The sequence below is a fragment of the Streptomyces sp. CAU 1734 genome (assembly GCF_039888735.1).
Taxonomy (GTDB): Bacteria; Actinomycetota; Actinomycetes; order Streptomycetales; family Streptomycetaceae; genus Streptomyces.
The window spans coordinates 120,400-136,543 of the sequence record NZ_JBDQQP010000009.1; the positions used below are offsets into that span (position 1 = coordinate 120,400).

At 71.3% G+C, this 16,144-nt stretch carries 16 protein-coding genes; 5 read left to right on the forward strand and 11 right to left on the reverse strand.

All coding sequences use genetic code 11. From position 1 onward, the window contains the following. The first annotated feature begins 1 nt into the window (after position 1). A complete protein-coding gene (locus AAFN69_RS18685; protein ID WP_347729688.1) occupies positions 2–1,507 on the forward strand; it encodes a zinc-dependent metalloprotease in 1,506 nt (501 codons plus the stop codon). Then, the gene (locus tag AAFN69_RS18690) at positions 1,504–2,028 is read left to right on the forward strand and encodes an NUDIX hydrolase (RefSeq protein ID WP_347729689.1); all 525 of its coding nucleotides are present in this window, start codon (positions 1,504–1,506) and stop codon (positions 2,026–2,028) included. The genes AAFN69_RS18685 and AAFN69_RS18690 overlap by 4 nt, the downstream gene beginning before the upstream one ends. Positions 2,029–2,116: 88 nt before the next feature. On the opposite strand, the gene AAFN69_RS18695 is transcribed toward AAFN69_RS18690, so the two are convergent. From AAFN69_RS18695 to AAFN69_RS18710, 4 genes are all read right to left on the reverse strand, one after another. Next, positions 2,117–2,857: an AIM24 family protein gene (locus AAFN69_RS18695; protein ID WP_347729691.1), complete on the reverse strand. Its 741-nt coding sequence runs from the start codon at positions 2,855–2,857 to the stop codon at positions 2,117–2,119. Positions 2,858–2,876: 19 nt separating this feature from the next. Next, positions 2,877–3,557, reverse strand: coding sequence for an AIM24 family protein (locus AAFN69_RS18700; protein ID WP_347729692.1), 681 nt, complete (start codon positions 3,555–3,557; stop codon positions 2,877–2,879). Between the two features lie 13 nt (positions 3,558–3,570). Beyond that, a complete protein-coding gene (locus tag AAFN69_RS18705) occupies positions 3,571–5,184 on the reverse strand; it encodes a TerD family protein (protein ID WP_347729693.1) in 1,614 nt (537 codons plus the stop codon). Between the two features lie 173 nt (positions 5,185–5,357). Further along, positions 5,358–5,945 carry a M48 family metallopeptidase gene (locus tag AAFN69_RS18710; RefSeq protein WP_347729694.1) on the reverse strand — a complete coding sequence of 196 codons (588 nt, stop codon included), beginning with the start codon at positions 5,943–5,945 and terminating at the stop codon, positions 5,358–5,360. A gap of 351 nt (positions 5,946–6,296) precedes the next feature. On the opposite strand from AAFN69_RS18710, the gene AAFN69_RS18715 reads away from it, so the two are divergent. Both AAFN69_RS18715 and AAFN69_RS18720 read left to right on the forward strand, forming a co-directional pair. Then, positions 6,297–7,571, forward strand: a complete 1,275-nt coding sequence (locus AAFN69_RS18715) for a ThiF family adenylyltransferase (protein ID WP_347729695.1) — start codon at positions 6,297–6,299, stop codon at positions 7,569–7,571. A 66-nt stretch (positions 7,572–7,637) separates the two neighbouring features. Continuing rightward, entirely contained in the window at positions 7,638–9,200 is a 1,563-nt protein-coding gene (locus tag AAFN69_RS18720; RefSeq protein ID WP_347729696.1) for an AarF/ABC1/UbiB kinase family protein, read from the forward strand. Between the two features lie 31 nt (positions 9,201–9,231). On the opposite strand, the gene AAFN69_RS18725 is transcribed toward AAFN69_RS18720, so the two are convergent. The 5 genes from AAFN69_RS18725 to AAFN69_RS18745 form a co-directional block, all read right to left on the reverse strand. Then, on the reverse strand, positions 9,232–9,432 hold the full coding sequence (locus AAFN69_RS18725; RefSeq protein ID WP_347729697.1) for a hypothetical protein: 201 nt from the start codon (positions 9,430–9,432) through the stop codon (positions 9,232–9,234). 35 nt (positions 9,433–9,467) lie between these two features. Continuing rightward, complete coding sequence (locus tag AAFN69_RS18730; protein ID WP_347729698.1) at positions 9,468–9,791, reverse strand: hypothetical protein; 324 nt, start codon at positions 9,789–9,791, stop codon at positions 9,468–9,470. After that, on the reverse strand, positions 9,788–10,156 hold the full coding sequence (locus AAFN69_RS18735; protein ID WP_347729699.1) for a WhiB family transcriptional regulator: 369 nt from the start codon (positions 10,154–10,156) through the stop codon (positions 9,788–9,790). Before AAFN69_RS18735 ends, AAFN69_RS18730 begins: the two co-directional genes overlap by 4 nt. A gap of 191 nt (positions 10,157–10,347) precedes the next feature. Then, positions 10,348–10,692, reverse strand: coding sequence for a hypothetical protein (locus AAFN69_RS18740; RefSeq protein WP_347729700.1), 345 nt, complete (start codon positions 10,690–10,692; stop codon positions 10,348–10,350). Between the two features lie 164 nt (positions 10,693–10,856). Next, positions 10,857–13,040: an ATP-dependent DNA helicase UvrD2 gene (locus AAFN69_RS18745; protein WP_347729701.1), complete on the reverse strand. Its 2,184-nt coding sequence runs from the start codon at positions 13,038–13,040 to the stop codon at positions 10,857–10,859. A 238-nt stretch (positions 13,041–13,278) separates the two neighbouring features. Between AAFN69_RS18745 and AAFN69_RS18750 the strand changes: the two genes are divergently transcribed. Then, entirely contained in the window at positions 13,279–13,521 is a 243-nt protein-coding gene (locus tag AAFN69_RS18750; RefSeq protein WP_347729702.1) for a mycoredoxin, read from the forward strand. 140 nt (positions 13,522–13,661) lie between these two features. On the opposite strand, the gene nudC is transcribed toward AAFN69_RS18750, so the two are convergent. Together nudC and AAFN69_RS18760 are read right to left on the reverse strand one after the other, a co-directional pair. Then, positions 13,662–14,591: an NAD(+) diphosphatase gene (gene nudC / locus AAFN69_RS18755; RefSeq protein WP_347729912.1), complete on the reverse strand. Its 930-nt coding sequence runs from the start codon at positions 14,589–14,591 to the stop codon at positions 13,662–13,664. A gap of 128 nt (positions 14,592–14,719) precedes the next feature. Beyond that, positions 14,720–16,141 (reverse strand): dipeptidase, encoded by a 1,422-nt coding sequence (locus tag AAFN69_RS18760; protein ID WP_347729703.1) that lies wholly within the window; start codon positions 16,139–16,141, stop codon positions 14,720–14,722. Between the last annotated feature and the right edge of the window lie 3 nt (positions 16,142–16,144).

Here is a 16,144-nt window from a genome sequence, read left to right on the forward strand (position 1 = left end):
CGTGAGTGACACCCCATTCGGATTCGGCCTTCCGCCGGAGGAGCCGGAGAACGGCGACGAGGGCAAGAAGAAGGATCCCGCCGGAGGTGGCCACGGCGCCGGCGGCTCCAATCCGGCGAATCCGTTCGGCTTCGGCACCGGGGACGGCGGCGCGGACAATCCCTTCGCCGCCATGTTCGGTTCGCTGAACCCCAATGACCTGGGCGCCGCCTTCCAGCAGCTCGGCCAGATGCTGAGCTATGAGGGCGGGCCGGTCAACTGGGACATGGCCAAGCAGATCGCCCGGCAGACGGTCTCCCAGGGCACCTCCGACGGCACCAAGGACGCGAGCGTGGGTCCCGCCGACCGCACCGCGGCCGAGGAGGCGCTGCGGCTGGCCGATCTCTGGCTGGACGGCGCGACCTCGCTGCCGTCCGGGGTGACCACCGCCGTGGCCTGGAGCCGGGCCGAGTGGGTCGAGGCGACCCTGCCCGCGTGGCAGCAGCTGGTCGACCCGGTCGCTGAGCGGGTCGGCATGGCCATGGGCAATGTGCTGCCCGAGGAGATGCAGGCCATGGCGGGCCCGCTGATCGGCATGATGCGCTCGATGGGCGGCGCCATGTTCGGCCAGCAGATCGGCCAGGCCGTGGGTGTGCTGGCGGGCGAGGTGGTCGGTTCGACCGATATCGGGCTGCCGCTCGGTCCGGCCGGGCAGGCCGCGCTGCTGCCGCTGAACATCGAGGCGCTGGGCAAGGACCTGGGTGTGGCCAAGGAGGAGGTGCGGCTCTATCTGGCGCTGCGCGAGGCCGCCCACCAGCGGCTCTTCGCCCATGTGCCATGGCTGCGCTCGCATCTGTTCGGCGCGGTCGAGGGGTACGCCCGGGGCATCACCGTCGACACGAGCAAGCTGGAGGATGTGGTCGGGCAGTTCGATCCGTCCCATCCCGAGCAGCTTCAGGAAGCACTCCAGCAGGGCATGTTCCAGCCGGAGGACACTCCGCAGCAGAAGGCGGCGCTGGCCCGGCTGGAGACGGCGCTCGCGCTGGTCGAGGGCTGGGTGGACGCGGTGGTGCACGAGGCCGCCTCGACCCGGCTGGTCTCGGCCGCGGCGCTGCGCGAGACCCTGCGCAGGCGGCGGGCGTCCGGAGGCCCGGCCGAGCAGACCTTCGCCACGCTGATCGGTCTCCAGCTGCGTCCGCGCCGGCTGCGGGACGCGGCCCGGCTGTGGGCCTCGCTGACCGACGCGCGCGGCATGGACGGCCGGGACGCCCTCTGGGAGCACCCGGACATGCTGCCCACCGCGACCGACCTGGACGACCCCGACGGCTTCGTCCACCGTGAGCACCTCGACTTCTCCGAGCTGGACAAGATGCTCGGCGAGGCCGCTTCCGGGGCCGGGCGCGGCGGCGCTCCGGATTCCTCCGGCGGTCCGGCGGAGGGCGGCGCGGACGGCAGGGCCGCCGGCGGCGACACCGGGGACGACAGTGGTGACGACGGCGCCGACGGCAAGGGCGGGCCCGCTCGGTGACCCTGCACGACGACGCCGTACGCGTACTGAAGGACTACGCCGACCAGGAGGAGCTGCGGCAGCTCTATCTGGACCATCTGACGGCCCGCCCCGACGGCATGTGGAAGTCCTGCGAGGTGGGACATCTCACGGCGAGTGCGCTGGTCATCGATCCGGAGCGGGAGCGAGTGCTGCTGACGCTGCACCGGAAGCTCGGGATGTGGCTCCAGATGGGCGGCCACTGCGAGCCGGGCGATGCCTCGGTCGCGCTGGCGGCGCTGCGCGAGGCCGGTGAGGAGTCGGGGATCCGGGGGCTGACCCTGCTGCGGGCCGGCGAGCCGGTGCGGCTCGACCGGCATCCGATTCCGGGGCCCTGCCGGTGGCACCTGGACGTGCAGTACGCGGCGCTGGCTCCGGCCGGGGCGGTCGCGGAGATCAGCGAGGAGTCGCTGGAGCTGCGCTGGTTCGGGTACGACGAGGTGGCGGACGTGGCCGACGAGTCGGTGGTCCGGCTGATGGAGCGTGCCCGCGCGGCTCTGTAGCGGGATGTCATGGGATGTCATGGGTAAGGGGCGGCCTCCGGGAGGCCGCCCCTTACCCATGGACCGGTGGTCCGGTGGACCCGTCCGGTCAGGTCCAGCGGTTGTTCTGATTCCGTCCGCTGTTGCCGAACTGTCCGCGCAGTCCCTCACCGAGCTCGGCGTTCTGCGGCGGCATGACCTCGCTGGGCTGGACCAGGGCGAAGCCCTGTCCGAGGAAGCTCAGCTCCCAGCCCTCGCCGGTGCTGCCGCGCCGCCGGGTGATGCTGGACGAGTAGGTCTGGGACTGCATCTGGACCCGCAGCGGGGTGGACCAGGCGACGATCGCGTCCGCGTCGACATTGACGAAGGTCTCCGGTGTGACGCGCATCATCAGGGGCGGACCGGAGGTCATCAGCGCGACCTTGCCCCGGCCGCTGATGTTGAGCTGGTACTTGCCGGTGCCGGAGATCCCGTACTGGCTGTCCACCTCGATGATCTCGGTGTGCAGCGAGGAGTCGAGCGCCAGGACGTAGGAGCTGTCGACCGTCATGCCGTCGTGGTCGATGTCCACGAGGTGCACGTACTGCGCCATGTTGGCGAGGTAGACCGTGCCCTGGCCGGAACAGCGCATCAGTTCCAGGGTCTCGCCGGTGGCCTCGCTGCTCCGGTTGCGTCCGGACCAGTCGTACTCGCCGTCGAAGTCGATCAGTCCCTGGAAGGCGACCATCGCGCCCTTGAGGGCCAGTACGTCGTCACTGCCGGTGAGTGCGACCCGCAGCATCTGCGGATTCTGGAGAAAGTAGCGGTCCTGGGACTGCTGTTCCGCATGGGTGAAAAGTGGGCTCTGCATGGTGTGTTCTCGCTCCCCCTCAGCCCCGGACCCGGAGGCGGTCGGTGCTGTCCTCGCTCGGCTGTACGACGACGATCCCCTGTCCCGAGAAGGCCATCTGGAAGGCTTCGCCGCTGCCGCGTCCCATGAGGGAGGACGCCTTGAAGCTGCGCTTGCCCTTCACCTTGAGATTGGGCGACCAGGCGACCAGGGCGTCGGGGTCCACATAGGTCTCGTCGTCGCCGCGGCCGCAGTCGACGACGATCGGGGTGCCGCGGGAGGTCAGGGCGACCCAGCCGGTGCCCGCGACCTCGACGTTCCACAGACCCTGGCCGGCCAGCTTGGCCAGGCCCTTGACCTTCTCCACGCCCCACTGGAGGTGGGCGTCGAAGGCGAGGACATTGCTGCCGTTGATCGAAAGCGACTCGTTGTTCAGATTGATGACGACCACGTCCGCGCCGTAGTCGGCGAGGTAGAGCAGTCCGTCGCCGGTGCACTTCATGACGGGCGCGCCCTCACCGGTGACCCACTGTTCGGCGGCCTGGCGGGCGGCGGGCGGGTTGGGCTCGTACTGGATGAAGCCCTCGTACGACACGATCGAGCCGGTACGGGCGAACAGGTCCTGGCCCGTGGCCATGGCGACCTTGAGCATGGAGCGTCCGTGGTTCTCCATGCGGGCCACGAGCGGGGTCGCGGCGAAGCCCGCGAGTTGCTGATTCATTCTTCGGGCTCCCTCAGACCTCGTACGGCTGAACGACGATGAAATTGCCGGGTGCTCCCCGGAACTGGAGATTGACCGTCTCCCCGCTGTGTCCCGGGTACGCCCTGCGGCGCAGCCGGACCTGGCTGGAGAGGATCACCTGGGAGGCGGACGACCAGGCGACGACGGCGTTGGCGTCGGCGAAGGTGGTCGGGGTCACCGGAAGGACCACCGGGGTGCCCTGGGTCTTCACGACCACGGTGCCGGTGCCGGTGAACTGCATGGTGAACAGCGCCCCGCCGGGGATGCCGTGACCCTCGATACGGCGGATCTCGTACTGGAGGTCCTCGTCGAAGGCGAGCACATTCTCCGCGGAGACGCAGATGCCGTCGCCCTGGAGCTCGATCGGGTAGAGGTGGGCGGCGTCCTCGGCGAGGAAGACCTGGCCGCGGCCGGTACAGCGCATGAGCTGCATCTCCTGGCCGGTGGCGGCACCGACCTTGCGGCCGATGAAACCCGCGCCCTTGTGACTGAAGTCCACCTTGCCCTGGTACATCACCATGCTGCCGTGACGGGCGAGGACCGCCGAACCGCCCAGGGCGAGCTCGACCCGGACGAGTTGCTGGTTCTGCGAGGTCCAGCGCATGCCCGTGGGGGCTTCGCGATAGGGCTGGAGTGCCGCCTGGAGACCGGCGCCGGACGCGGGCGCTCCCTGGGGGACACCCTGCGGCTGCCCGTAGGGGGCGGCGGGGGCCTGCCCGTACGGGGGCGGGGTCTGCTGCCCGTAGGGGGGCGGCGGGGCCTGCTGGCCGTACGGGGCGGGCGCGCCGGGCTGGGCCGGGATCTGCCCCGGCACCTGACCCGGCACCTGCCCGTACGGCTGCTGGGGCGGCTGTCCGTAACCCGCGGGGGCGGGCGGCGGGACGGTCACCCCGGGAGGCGCGACGGGCGCCGCGTAACTCTGCGGGGCGGGTGCCGGCGCCGGGGATCCGAAGACGGGCGCGGGCTGTGGCGGCTGCGGCACCTGAGGCGCGGGTGCCGCGGGTGCGGCCGGCGCCCCGAAGGCGGGCGGCGCGAACGCGGGCGCCTCCGGCTGCGGCGGCTGCGCGGCGGGCTGCTCCTCGGCGACCTCGCCGCCGAAGTTCTTCAGCAGCGCCTCCAGGCCGCCGTCGAAGCCCTGCCCCACGGCCGCGAAACGCCAGACGTCCTTGAGGTAGAAGTCGCCGAGCATCACCGCGCGCTCGGTGGTGAACTCGGAGCCGTCGAAGGGGTAGCGGACAACCTCCTCGCCACCCGCGACGATCCGGATCCAGCCCGGGCCGACCTGCGACATCCGGCCGTCGCCGTCAATGGTGGCGGTGAAGGAGAGCTTCTCGATGCCGGCGGGTATCCGGTCGAGCGTGACCCGGAAGGACTCGGTGTCGCCGGACTGCGCGCCAAGGAGCTGAATGGACTCCTCCGGCGACTTCGGCTGATTGAAGAAGATGAAGTACCGGTCGTCCGAGAGCTGCTCATTGGCGTCGAGCCCGAAACAGCTGATGTCGAAGCTCAGCCCCGGTGCCGCGATCTGGACCCCGACATAGAGATCCGTACCCGGTGTGAGATCACTGATCTTGGCCTTGTGACCGCGTTGGAATTCCCTGGCCATACGTAACGACCGTCCCCCATCCTGAATGCCGATGTTGCGCGTCAGGCTAACGGTTGACCACTACATTGAGCCAAGCGCGGGCAGGCGATGGGACACATTCGGTACAAGGCGATCAGGCGCGGTCACCCTCCGCCGCCCGGGCCGGGCGCCCCCGGTCCGTGTTTCCCGCGAGGTCAGTCGTCGTCCACGGCGGGCAGCTGGGGCAGCCGGTCGGCGGCGACGACCCCCTCAAGGTATCCGCGGGCCCGTTCCGTGCGGGGATAGGCTTCGAGCAGCCGCCAGAAGCGCGGCCCGTGGCCGGGTACGAGCAGATGCGCCAGCTCGTGGACGAGCACGTAGTCGACCACGTACTCGGGCATCCCCTGGAGCCGGTGCGACAGGCGGATACTGCCCTCGGCGGGGGTGCAGGAGCCCCAGCGGGTGTTCTGATTGGTCACCCAGCGCACGGACTCGGGTCTGGCGCGCCCGTCGAAGTACTGTGCGGACAGGCGCTCCGCGCGCTCGGCGAGTTCACTGTCGCCGAGGATGCGCTTGCTCTCCTGGGCCGCGAGTTTGTCCAGCATGACGCTGACCCAGCGCCGCTCCTCCGCCTCTGACATACGGGCAGGAATAAGGACAATCGTCCGGTCGCCCTCGCGGTAGGCGGAGACCGTTCTGCTGCGGCGGGCGCTCCTGCGGACCTCGACCGCACTCGTCCCCGGTCCGCGGGACGGGCAGGGCGGAGACTCCCCGGAGACGCGAGGAGAGGGGTCGACGGACACGTCCCGACGTTACCCGCTGACACCGGGATAAGTCCTGTCTCCTCAACGGTTCGCGCATGATCCACTTCATCACTGCACCATTTGAACGACTAATGCACATCCCCTGTGGACAACTTTTCACCCGCATCCGCGCGGCCCTGCATTCTGAGAACACGGATCGGCGGCGAGTGCGGGCCGGCGGTGCACAGCCGCCTCTGCCACTCGGCCACTCCGCTGCTCCGCCACTCGGACCGGGACCGCATGGGCGCCGGGATCGGGATCGAGTCGGGATCGGCATCCGCATCGGCACTTCGCGTGAATGCCCGTACGAACAACCCGTACGGGCATTCGCACAGAGAAACGGGGAGGGAAATGCATCCGATGGTGAAGCCCGCGCTGCGGCGGGCCTGGCGGGAGCGGCAGACGGTTCAGTTCGGGGTGACACCCGCGCATGCCGTGACGGTCGGCCCGGTGGACACGGCGACCGGGGCCCTGCTGGAGATGTTCGACGGGACCCGGGGGCTGCCGCTGCTCCGGGCGGAGGCGCTGGCGATGGGGCTGCCCGACGGGCATGTGGACAGCCTGGTGCGCCGGCTCTCGGCGGCGGGCCTGATCGACGATTCCACCGGCGGCGGCCCGGCGGCCGACGCGCTGCGGCAGGGCACCCGCACGGCCGGCCGGCTCCGCCCCGATCTGGCTTCCCTCTCGGTGGTCCACCCCGGTCCGGGCGACGGCATCCGGCGGCTGGCGGCCCGGCGGGCGATGTCCGTCCGGGTCCGGGGCGCGGGCAGGGTCGGTGCGCAGGTCGCGGCGCTGCTCTCGGCGGCGGGGGTGGGGCGGGTGGAGGTGCTGGACGGCGGGTTCGCCGAGCCCTGGGACGTGGCGCCGGGCGGGCTGCCGGTCCGGGCCGTCGGGGAGCGCCGGGATGCCGCGGCCCGGCGGATGGTCCGTGACATGGCATCGGTGCCGCCGGCCCGCGCTCGGCCCGGGCCGGCAGGTTCAGCGATTCCGGCCGCCGCGGGGCGCGGTTCCGGGTCCGCGGGGCACGGGGCGGCTGGAGACGGACCGTCCGGGGCCGGGACGGGCGGGCCCGCGGCGGGGGCATCGGGGCGCGGGGCCGAGGCCGTGGATTCGGGTCCGGCCGGGCTCTCGCTGGTCATGGTCTGCCCCCGGGACGGGCTCGCGGCGCATGCCCCCGACCCGGTGGCGGCCGAGGAGTGGATCGCGACCGGTACCCCTCATCTCTATGCGGGAGTGATCGAGGCGACCGGGGTGGTGGGCCCGCTGGTGCTCCCCGGCGGGACGGGCTGCGCCGGCTGTCTTGAGCTGGCCCGGACCGAGAGCGATCCCGGGTGGCCGAGGCTGCTGGCGCAGTGGCGCTCGGGCGGACGCCGTGCCCCGGTCCCGGCCTGTGACATCACCCTGGCCGCGCTGGTGGCGGGGATGGCAGCCGCCCACGCGCTGTCATTTCTCGACGGGGAGCTGCCGGCGTCCACCGGAACTCGCTGGGAGGCGGCTCTGCCGATTCTCGAATGGCGCTCGGAGCGGATTCGACCGCACGCCGACTGCGCCTGCGGCGCCGCGCGGAAAAGTGAGAGGGAGGGCGCCTCCGGCTTCGGGCCGCCGGAAGGGACAATGGCCGGGTAACCGCTGTCAGCGGAGTAAGGGCCGTACGGCACCTGCGGCACGGCTGTGTGGGAAATGGAGGGGCGCATGTCTGATCTTCCCCGGAAAGCGGTCACCCGTACCGCCAAGTTGGCCGCACTGCCACTGGGGTTCGCCGGCCGGGCCACCTGGGGTCTGGGCAAGCGGATCGGCGGGAAGTCCGCCGAAATCGTCACCCGTGAGCTGCAACAGCGCACAGCCGACCAGTTGTTCAAGGTGCTCGGAGAATTGAAGGGTGGCGCGATGAAGTTCGGGCAGGCCCTGTCCGTCTTCGAGTCGGCGCTGCCCGAGGAGATCGCCGGCCCCTACCGCGCCGCGCTCACCAAGCTCCAGGACGCCGCGCCGCCGATGCCGACCCGTACGGTCCACGCGGTGCTGACGGAGCGGCTGGGCGAGGAGTGGCGGGAGCTTTTCCTCAATTTCGAGGACAAGCCGGCCGCCGCCGCCTCCATCGGCCAGGTGCACCGCGCGGTCTGGCACGACGGCCGCGAGGTCGCGGTGAAGGTGCAGTACCCGGGGGCCGGGGAGGCTCTGCTCTCCGATCTGACCCAGCTCAGCCGGTTCGCCAAGCTGCTCGGGCCGCTGATCCCGGGCATGGACATCAAGCCGCTGATCACCGAGCTCCGCGACCGGGTGTCGGAGGAGCTGGACTACGGGCTGGAGGCGGAGGCCCAGCGCGCGCATGCGGCGGAGTTCGCCGGCGACCCGGATGTGCTGGTGCCGGAGGTGGTGCACCAGTCGGATCAGGTGCTGGTCACCGAATGGATCGACGGTGTCCCGCTGGCCGAGGTCATCACCGGCGGCACCGAGGAGCAGCGGGACCGGGCCGGACAGCTGCTGGCCCGGTTCCTCTTCTCCGGGCCCGCCCGGACGGGCCTGCTCCATGCCGACCCCCACCCGGGGAACTTCCGGCTCATCCCCGGGGACGAGGGCGACGGGGAGAGCGAGGGGTGGCGGCTGGGGGTGCTGGACTTCGGCACCGTCGACCGGCTTCCCGGCGGGCTCCCCCGGACGGTCGGGGACTGTCTGCGGATGACGCTGGAGGGCGATGCCGAGACGGTGTACGCCCTGCTCCGGGAGGAGAACTTCGTCAAGGACGAGATGGAGCTCGACCCGGACGCGGTGCTGGAGTATCTGCTGCCGATCATCGAACCGGCGGAGGTGGAGGAGTTCACCTTCACCAGAAGCTGGATGCGGGCCCAGGCCGCCCGGATCGCCGACATCCGCTCGCCCGCCCATCAGCTCGGCAAGCAGCTGAATCTTCCGCCCTCCTACTTGCTGATACACCGGGTGACCCTGAGCACCATCGGTGTGCTGTGTCAGCTGAACGCCACGGTCCGGCTGCGGGACGAGCTGGATTCCTGGCTGCCGGGATTCCTCCCCGATGAGGAGGAGTGGGAGGACGAGGCCGACACGGTGGAGGGGCTGGAAGCGGAGGGCGAGGTGGACGCGGTGGGCGCGGTGGAAGCGGTGGGCGGCGCGGGCTGGGCGGGCTCCGGGAACTCCGCGGGCTCGGCGGGTACGGCGGATTCCGGGGGTGCGGTCGCCTCCGGGGGTGCGGCGGGCCCGGGTGGCGAGGGGACGCCCGATGACGTGCCGCTGGTGAAGTAGCGCGCCCCGGCCCGGAGGGCGGGGCGGGAGACTACCACCAGGCGGAGTCGAGCCGGCTTTCAATCGCGCGGAGATTCGCGCGGGAGCAGTCGTCGCAGAAGTAGTGCCGGACATGGTTCTCCACGGAACAGGTCCAGGTGGGCGGTGTCCCCTGTGCGGCCTTGCCGCAGCGGGAACACATCACGCTCTCGTCATCCGTTCCGGCCGGGTGCGGAGTCTGCTGCTGGTCCACCCGGCGACGATAACCCCCCGCGGGTGTACATCAGGTCAGTGCATGACGGCCATGGCCAGCGCACGGCGGGCGCGCATCGATACGCGCTCGGCACGCCGCTGCATGCGCCGGGCGGTGACCAGGCGCACGGCCCGGCTCTCCGCGTCGGCTTCGCGCATGCGGTCTTGCATATGCGCGCGCGCCAGGGCTTCTGGAATGAGTTGCATCTCGCGGGTCCTGTTCTGGCGCAAGCGGTTGGCGCCGATGGTGTTCACAGCTGGGGTGGCGGAGCCGATGGGCTCGCTCGCGGAAGTGGGCATAGGGGCCTGCTTCTTGGGATCGTGCGTGAGAGGGCGGTCGATGGTCCCGATGACGTTCATGCCGAAACCGGGTTCTTGCGCGGACGGCCACGGGGCCGCTTGCGGGCAACCACGACGCCCTGGACGAAGAGCTCGCCGCCCCAGACGCCCCACGGCTCACGCCGCTCCTTGGCGCCCGCGAGGCATGCCTCCATCAGCGGGCAGGTGCGGCAGAGGGACTTCGCGTACTCGACGTCCGCCGGGGACTCGGCGAAGAAGACCTCGGGGTCGTACGAACGGCACGGCACGGGTACGCCGAGGTTCTCGATGGCGTCGTCCAGCGCGGTGAGCGCGGTGAGCGGGGTCAAGGTGGAGTCCTCCGTGTGGGCGAGCGGGAGCGTGGTCTCGGAAGGCGGTACGGACGGGGCGTGCGCTTCGAGTTGCACGGTGGTGTCGTTCCTCGTCTTGTCGGTCCGGCCGGTCGGCCGGTTATTGGTCCCCCGGCGAGGCCGGGGAGCTGGTACCGGGTGCTGCTGTCCCGAGGCCCCTTCGCACTGCTCCCCGGTTCTGGGGAAAACAGAAGGGCCGCGGATCCCTAGTGGGGTTCCGCGGCCCTGAAGGCGCCGGCCTGATCGAGTCAGGCTGGATCGCTCCAGGGTTCGAGCCCACGGAAGGCCCACTTGGCGTGGTGCTGCTTGGTCTGCTTCAGGGATTCGGCACTGGCCGCTGCAAAGGCATACGTCTTCGCCTCTGCCGCTACTCCTGCTTCCAGTGCCTTGGTCGGTCGCTCATTGCGCTCATTCCGCGCCGGGACGGGGAGACCGCCCAGGCCGAATGCGGGCATCTCGGCCAGGAAGCCGGACACACCGGTGGCGGGAAGCGACGCGGAGAGGCCGAGCGAGCAGGCGGAGACGACGGCCGAGCGACCGGCCATATCGGTGAAGTCGATGAAGCTGCTGCGGTTGATGTTGATCTTGGTCACTGGACTCGCCTCCTCTCGGCGTCTCGGGACCGGCCGGGGCCGGTCGCTGCTATTCGGATAAGTACAACACGAGGACAGGGCTTCAGAGAAGCCGCTGTTCTCGTGGTTAAGAACCTATGGGGACAGTCGGGGCGGGCGCAAACTATTTTTCCGACGAGTTTTTCTCACTCCTCCCCGGCGGCCTCCCCGGGCCCCTCCTCCAGCTCCTCACCTGCGCAGATGGCGAGGACATCGGCCCCGAACCGCTCCAGCTTGCGACCTCCCACACCGGGGATGCGGGTCAGCTCGCTCTCGTCCCCGGGGACGGTCTCCGCGATGGCCATCAGAGTCTTGTCGGTGAACACGCAATAGGCGGGCTGACCGAGATCCTTCGCCCGGCCGGAGCGCCACTCCCGCAGGCGCTCGTAGAGCCCCTCGTCCATGTCCGATGGACAGCCCTCGCACCGCATCAGCTTCATCTCGCCCGCGTCGGTCAGCGTCTGCCCGCAGACCCGGCAGAGCACCGGACCGCGCCGCTTGCGGCGGCCGGAGCCGCGCTCGACGCCCCCGGCGCCGCCGGCCCCTCCCGCTCCCGGTGCCGTCGTGCCCGGCCGCAGCCCGCTCAGGAACCGGGTCGGGCGACGGGAGGCCCTGCCGCCCGGCGAGCGGGAGAGCGCCCAGGAGAGGGAGAGATGGAGCCGGGCTCGGGTGACGCCGACATAGAGCAGCCGGCGCTCCTCCTCGATCTGCTCATCCGTCTTGGCATAGGTGATCGGCATCATGCCCTCGGTGAGGCCGACCAGGAAGACGGCGTCCCACTCCAGGCCCTTGGCGGAGTGGAGGGAGGCGAGGGTGACGCCCTGGACGGTGGGGGCATGCTGGGCCGCGGCCCGCTCGTCCAGCTCGGTGACGAGCTCGGCGAGCCCCGACCCCGGCTTGGCCCGGGCGAAGTCCTCGGCGAGCCGGACCAGGGCGGCCAGCGACTCCCAGCGGTCGCGCACCGCGCCGGATCCGGCGGGCGGCTCGGCCGTCCACCCCTTGGTGGAGAGGACCGCGCGGACCTGGGACGGGAGATCGTCCACATCGTCGAGGATGGAGTCATTGCCCCCGGCCCGCGCCGCCCCGCGCAGGGCGATACCGGCCTCCCGGACCTCCTGGCGCTCGAAGAAGCGCTCCGCGCCCCGGAGCTGATAGGGCACTCCGGCGTCCGCGAGGGCCTGCTCATAGACCTCGGACTGGGCGTTGATCCGGTAGAGCACGGCGATCTCTCCGGCGGGCACCCCGGCGGCGATCAGATCCCGGATCCGGCGGGCGGTGCCCTCCGCCTCCGCGGGCTCGTCGGCGTACTCCGTGTAGGCGGGCTCCGGGCCGGGGTCGCGCTGGGAGATCAGTTCGAGCCGGTGCTCGGCGGCCCGGCCGCGGGCCTGGCTCAGCAGGCCGTTCGCCAGATGGACGACCTGGGGGGTCGAGCGGTAGTCGCGGACCAGTTTGACGACGGTCGCCGAGGGGTGGCGGGTGCGGAAATTCAGCAGGTGGTCGGGGGTGGCCCCGGTGAAGGAGTAGATCGTCTGGCTGGCGTCGCCGACCACACAGAGGTTCTCCCGGTCGCCGAGCCACAGTTCGAGCAGCCGCTGCTGAAGCGGGCTGACGTCCTGGTACTCGTCGACCACGAAGTGCTGGTACTGACCGCGGATCCGCTCGGCGATGTCCGCCCGGTCCTGGAGGATGCCGACCGTGAGCAGCAGGACATCCTCGAAATCAATCACCGCGCGATCACGCTTGAGCTGCTCGTACATCGCATAGATCTGGCTGATTTCCGCTGTGTCGCGCGGGGCGTCGCGGAGGGATTTGGCGACGACGGCGGGATAGTCGGCGGGCACGGTCTGGGTGACCTTGGCCCACTCGATCTCGCCCGTCACATCGCGGAGTTCATTGCGGTCGAGCCGGATACGGCAGCGCGCGGCGGACTCGGCGACGAGCTGGATCTTGCGCTCCAGCAGCCGGGGCACATCCCCACCGACGACTTTCGGCCAGAAGAACTGGAGCTGGCGGAGTGCGGCGGAGTGGAAGGTGCGGGCCTGGACGCCGCCCGCGCCGAGCTGGCGCAGCCGTCCCCGCATCTCCCCGGCCGCGCGGTTGGTGAAGGTGACGGCCAGCACGCTGCCCGGCTGGAGTATCCCCGCCCGGACCCCGTAGGCGATGCGATGGGTGATGGCCCGGGTCTTGCCCGTGCCCGCGCCCGCCAGGACGCACACCGGACCGTGAAGGGCGGTCGCGACCTCGCGCTGCTCGGGGTCGAGCCCGTCGAGCACCGCGTCCGCCGACTCGGGGACCTGTGGGAAAAGGGAGGAGTGCGTTGCTGCTGTCACACAGCCATGCTGCCAGGTTCACGGAGGCGGATGCGGCGGTTGTCCACAGCACGGTGGCCGCGGTCATACGAATACGGGAATGGTGGCCGGGCCACATACGTTTGATCCGGTGCGGGTGACACCGTGCGCGCGGGGGCGGTCAGCCGTCCGGCGCGGCGCCGGGCCCGCCCGGCGCACCGGGAAGAACCCAGTACGGCCGGGAAGACCGGACAACCAAAACAGAGGAGCCCAGAGGACGATGTCGGGGACTGTGACGATGTACAGCACCACGTGGTGCGGCTACTGCCGTCGGCTGAAGAGCCAGCTGGAGCGGGAGGGCATCGCGTACACCGAGATCAACATCGAGCAGGACCCGGAGTCGGCCGCCTTCGTGGAGAAGGCCAACGGCGGAAACCAGACGGTTCCCACCGTGCTCTTCCCGGACGGCTCGACGCTGACCAACCCCTCGCTCGCGCAGGTCAAGGCCAAGATCGGCGCCTGAGCACCGGCGCTGTGCGCCCGCGGCCGGTCCCCGGGGACCGGCCGCGCCGCCGCGCCGCCCCGGCGCGGAAGACCCCGGGACCCCGGCGGGACGCCGGGGCTGTCCGGCCGGGGACGGACAAGCGGCACCCGGCCGCCGGGTCAGAAGACGCTGCCCGGCTTGGGGAGCGGGCTGCCGTACCACTGCTCGATCAGCCGGGCCGCGATGGAGATTCCGTACGGCGGCAACACCTCCCCCGACGCGAAGGCGTTCCGCAGATCGTCCCGGGAGAACCAGCGGGCCTCGTGGAGTTCCTCGCCGTCCACGGTGATCTCCGACGAGGTGGCCCGCGCGGTGAATCCCAGCATCAGACTGGACGGGAAGGGCCACGGCTGGCTCGCGACATACGCCACCTCGCCGATCGTCACCCCCGCCTCCTCCGCCACCTCGCGGCGCACGGTCTCCTCGATGGACTCCCCCGGCTCCACGAATCCCGCCAGCGTCGAGAAGCGTCCCTCGGGCCAGTGGACCTGGCGTCCCAGCAGCGCCCGGTCGTCCTCGTCGGTCACCAGCATGATCACGGCGGGGTCGGTGCGCGGATAGTGCTCGGCGCCGCATGCCTGGCAGCGCCGGATGTGGCCGGCCGCGGCGATCACGGTGCGCTCGCCGCAGCGGGAACAGAAGCGGTGCAGCCGCTGCCAGTTCTCCAGGGCGACCGCGTGGACCAGCAGACCGGCGTCGCGCGGGTCCAGCAGCAGCCCCGCCTCCCGCAGCCCGGCGGGGCGGGCGGACTGGTCCATCCGCCCCGGCAGGGTGTCCTTCTGGAGCGCGAAGTAGCGCACCCCGTTCTCGTCCATGCCGAGGAAGTAGCGGTGGGTCTCGGTGACGGGTGCCTCGAAGGCCGGCGTCATCACCAGCTCGGTGCGGCCGTCGGGGGTGTCGTCGATCAGTGCCCGGCCGCCCGAGACCACGAAGACCCGGGTCGTCGGATGGCTCCACGCGGCCGCCAGCCATGCCTCGTCCAGCCGGTGGTGCGCCGCGCGGTCGATCCCGCTCGGAGCGGTCAGACTGATCGGCGCGGCCGGGCTGATCGGTGCGGCGGGACCGGCCGGCGCCGGGCCGGCGGCGGGCGGTGTGCTCTGGTCGGTGGCGCGATCTGCGGTGGCGTGGCCCTTGATGCTCACGTACTTCCAACTCCCCCGGTGCGTCGGGTCTCGGTTCAGCGGGTCGGCAGGTCGGCGGATCGGCTGAGGGTGGTGGCGAGGTCCTCCCAGAGATGCGCGGCGGTCTCCACGCCCTTGAGCAGGAGGTCCACCTCGACCTTCTCGTCGGGGGCGTGCCAGCCGTCGGACGGGACGGAGATGCCCAGGAAGAGCACGGGCGCCCCGAGCACGTCCTGGAGGTCGGCGGCCGGTCCCGAGCCGCCCTCGCGGGTGAAGCGGATCTTCGCTCCGTCGAAGGCCCGGCTCATGGCGCGGACGACGGATCGCAGGGCGGGGTGGTCCAGCGGGGTGAGGCAGGGGCGGGTGGAGGCGCCGAAGGTGAGGTTGTAGCGGATGCCGGCCGGGACGCGTTCGGCGATCCAGCGGCTGACGGCCACCTCGATCGCGTCCGGGTCCTGCCCGGCCACCAGCCGGAAGGAGAGCTTCACCATGGCCGAGGCGGGGATGATCGTCTTGCCTCCGGGGCCCTGGTAGCCGCCCCCGATGCCATTGACCTCGGCGGTCGGCCGGGCCCAGATCCGCTCCAGGGTGGAGTAGCCGCTCTCGCCGAGAGTGCCGTGCGATTTGGCGGTGCGCAGCCACTCCGCCTCGTCGAAGGGCAGCTCGGCGAAGAGTTCGCGCTCGGCGTCGGTGAGCGGGGTGACGCCGTCGTAGAAGCCGGGGATGGTGACGCGTTCGGCGTCGTCGTGCAGGCCCGCGACGAGCCGGGCCGCGACGGTGGCCGGGTTGGGCACCGCACCGCCGAAGGAGCCGGAGTGGATGTCCTGGTCGGGGCCGTGGAGCTCGATCTCGCAGTCGGCGAGGCCGCGCATGCCGGTGCACACGGTCGGGGTGGTCTCGGACCACATGCCGGTGTCGGAGACCACCACCACATCAGTGGCGAGCCGGTCGGCGCGGGCTTCGGCGAGGGCCCGGAAGTGCGGGGAGCCGGACTCCTCCTCGCCCTCGATCAGCAGCTTCAGATGGACGGCGGGAGCGGTGCGCCCGGTGGCGGCGAGATGGGCCCGTACGCCCAGGGTGTGGAAGAAGACCTGGCCCTTGTCGTCGGCCGCGCCCCGGGCGTGGAGCCTGCCGTCGATGATCCGCGGCTCGAAGGGGTCGGTGTGCCAGCCGTCCTCGCGGGCGGCGGGCTGCACGTCGTGGTGGCCGTAGACGAGGACGGTCGGCGCGGCCGGATCGGCCGCGGGCCACTCGGCGAAGACGGCCGGGGCACCGGGTGTCTCCCACACCTCGCTGACCGGGAAGCCGGTCTCCTTGAGCTTCGCCGCGAGCCACTCCGCGCTGTGCCGTACATCCGCCGCGTGCTCGGGCTGGGCCGAGACGGAAGGGATGCGCAGCCACTCCGCGAGGTCGGCGAGGAAGGCGGCGCGGTGGTGCTCGGTGTACGTACGGACGGCGCTGTCCGGGGTGTCGCTCATGTG